Annotated in this window: 2 protein-coding genes and 1 pseudogene; all 3 read right to left on the bottom strand. The window is 70.7% G+C overall.

Features of this window, described 5'->3' with window-relative positions; genetic code table 11:
- Nucleotides 1-509, bottom strand: a pseudogene (locus AC1D1T_RS32180) (hypothetical protein); the annotation flags it as partial.
- 64 nt (nucleotides 510-573) lie between these two features.
- The gene (gene fliJ / locus AC1D1T_RS32175) at nucleotides 574-1,050 is read right to left on the bottom strand and encodes a flagellar export protein FliJ (protein WP_477826611.1); all 477 of its coding nucleotides are present in this window, start codon (nucleotides 1,048-1,050) and stop codon (nucleotides 574-576) included.
- A 25-nt stretch (nucleotides 1,051-1,075) separates the two neighbouring features.
- Nucleotides 1,076-2,033, bottom strand: a 958-nt coding sequence (locus AC1D1T_RS32170; protein WP_477993414.1) for a FliI/YscN family ATPase, incomplete at its 5' end; no start/stop codon positions are given.

Genomic DNA, 2,033 nt, shown 5'->3' with positions numbered 1-2,033 from the left:
GCCTGTCCACCGGGCGCCTCACCTGCTTCGGCAGCGCCGGCGTCGGCCTGGCCGCGCGCGAGCTTGCCGCCGGCCTGCGTGTTCGGGGCCGGCAGGTTCAGCCCGGCCAGCCAGTTGCCGATCGACGGGTCGAGCCCGGTCGATGCCTCGGCGCTATCGGATGCGGTGGCATCGGTGGTTTCAGTGGCCGCCTCRGCGTCGGCCGGGGCCGCGCTGTCGGGGGTCTTCTTGCCGGCTTGCGGGCGCTCGGCATCCGCGGCGCGCGCAGGCATCTGCGCGGCCTTCGGCGCCGCAGGCGCTTGAGGCGCGGCCGGCTTGGTGGTCGGTGCACGCGGTGCGGCAGGCGCCGGTGCCGCAGCGGCCGGCGTCGCCTGGGCCTGCTGGCGCTGCTTCAGCATCTGCGAGAAGGCATTGGCCTGCGGCGCGTCGGGCGACGGCGCAGGGGCCGGCGCGACGGCCAGCGGGTTGTTCGCGGAAAAGATCGGCAAGGACGACGACACGGCGGACATGGAAGTGCCTGGGCGTTGATTCAGCGGTGGATCGGAAAACTCGGCAGACTCGGATGCGAACGCGTCAGACCACCGGCGAAGCACCCGCCTGGCTCAGCCGGTTCCACGCGGCGCGCGCAGCGAACTCATCGGTCTGCTTCTGCTCGCGGCGGTCGGCCACCAAGCGCAGCTCCTGCAGCCGGCGCTCCAGCAGCTTGCGCACCGAGGCGACGCGCATCTCCTGCTCGATCAGCAGCTGCAGCACGCGCTCGACGCGACCCTGCGCATGCGTCACGACGCGCTGCTGCTGGTCGATCGCCAGCGTCAGCCGCTGCATGAAGCCCTGGTAGTGCTGCATCACGTCCATCGAGCTGCTGCGGCTGAACTGCTCGCGAAAGCGCGCCTCGTACTCGCCGCGGTAGCTCGCCAGCTGCTCGGCCTGCGCCAGCGCCGCGGCCTGCGCATCGGCGGCACGGCGCGATTCGGCCATCGCCGCATCGCGTTCGCGTTCGGCCTGGCCCAGCAGCGCCATCAGCGGTTCAATCGAACGATCGTTGCTCATCGAGGTACTCCTTCAATCGTCGTGATCAGGTGCCGAACAACTTGCGGAGATCCCGCACGCTGTTGTTCAGGCTGGCCGGTTTGTTCATGCCTTGCTGCAGCAGCTCGACCATCGGGCCGTGCAGCTTGACGGCGGCGTCGAGCTCGCTGTCGTGGCCGGGCGAATACGCGCCCAGCTGGATCAGGTCGCGCGCCTTCGTGTACTTCGCGCTCAGCTGGCGGAAACGCCGCGCCGCGTCGATGTGCTCCTGCGGGCTCACGTTGTTCATCACCCGAGAGATCGAGCGCTCGACGTCGATCGCCGGGTAGTGGCCGGCCTCGGCCAGCTCGCGCGACAGCACGATGTGGCCGTCCAGGATGCCGCGCGCCGCATCGGCGATCGGGTCCTGCTGGTCGTCGCCTTCGCTCAGCACGGTGTAGAACGCGGTGATCGAGCCGACGCCGTGGATGCCGTTGCCGCTGCGCTCCACCAGCTGCGGCAGCTTCGCGAAGCAGCTCGGCGGGTAGCCCTTGGTCGCAGGCGGCTCGCCGATCGCGAGCGCGATCTCGCGCTGCGCCATCGCGAAGCGGGTCAGCGAATCCATCAGCAGCAGCACGTGCTGGCCGCGGTCGCGGAAATGCTCGGCGATCGCGGTCGCGTAGCTCGCGCCCTGCAGCCGCGTGAGCGGCGGCGCATCGGCCGGCGCGGCCACGACGACCGAGCGGCGCAGGCCCTCTTCGCCGAGGATGTCCTCGATGAATTCCTTCACTTCGCGGCCGCGCTCGCCGATCAGGCCGACCACGATCACGTCGGCCGCGGTGTAGCGCGCCATCATCCCGAGCAGCACCGATTTGCCGACGCCGGTGCCGGCGAACAGCCCGATGCGCTGGCCGCGGCCCACCGTCAGCATCGCGTTGATCGCGCGCACGCCGGTGTCCAGCGGCTGGCGGATCGGGTCGCGGTCCATCGCGTTGATCGGGCGGCAGATCAGCGGCTCGTTGTGC

The sequence above is a fragment of the Rhizobacter sp. P2_H3 genome (assembly GCF_056403355.1).
This window is presented reverse-complemented; position numbering and strand designations above follow the sequence as displayed.

What these genes read in the sequence shown, in the direction of transcription:
- fliJ (WP_477826611.1), bottom strand. Translation starts at nt 1,050, where the DNA reads ATGAGCAACGATCGTTCGATTGAACCGCTGATGGCGCTGCTGGGCCAG.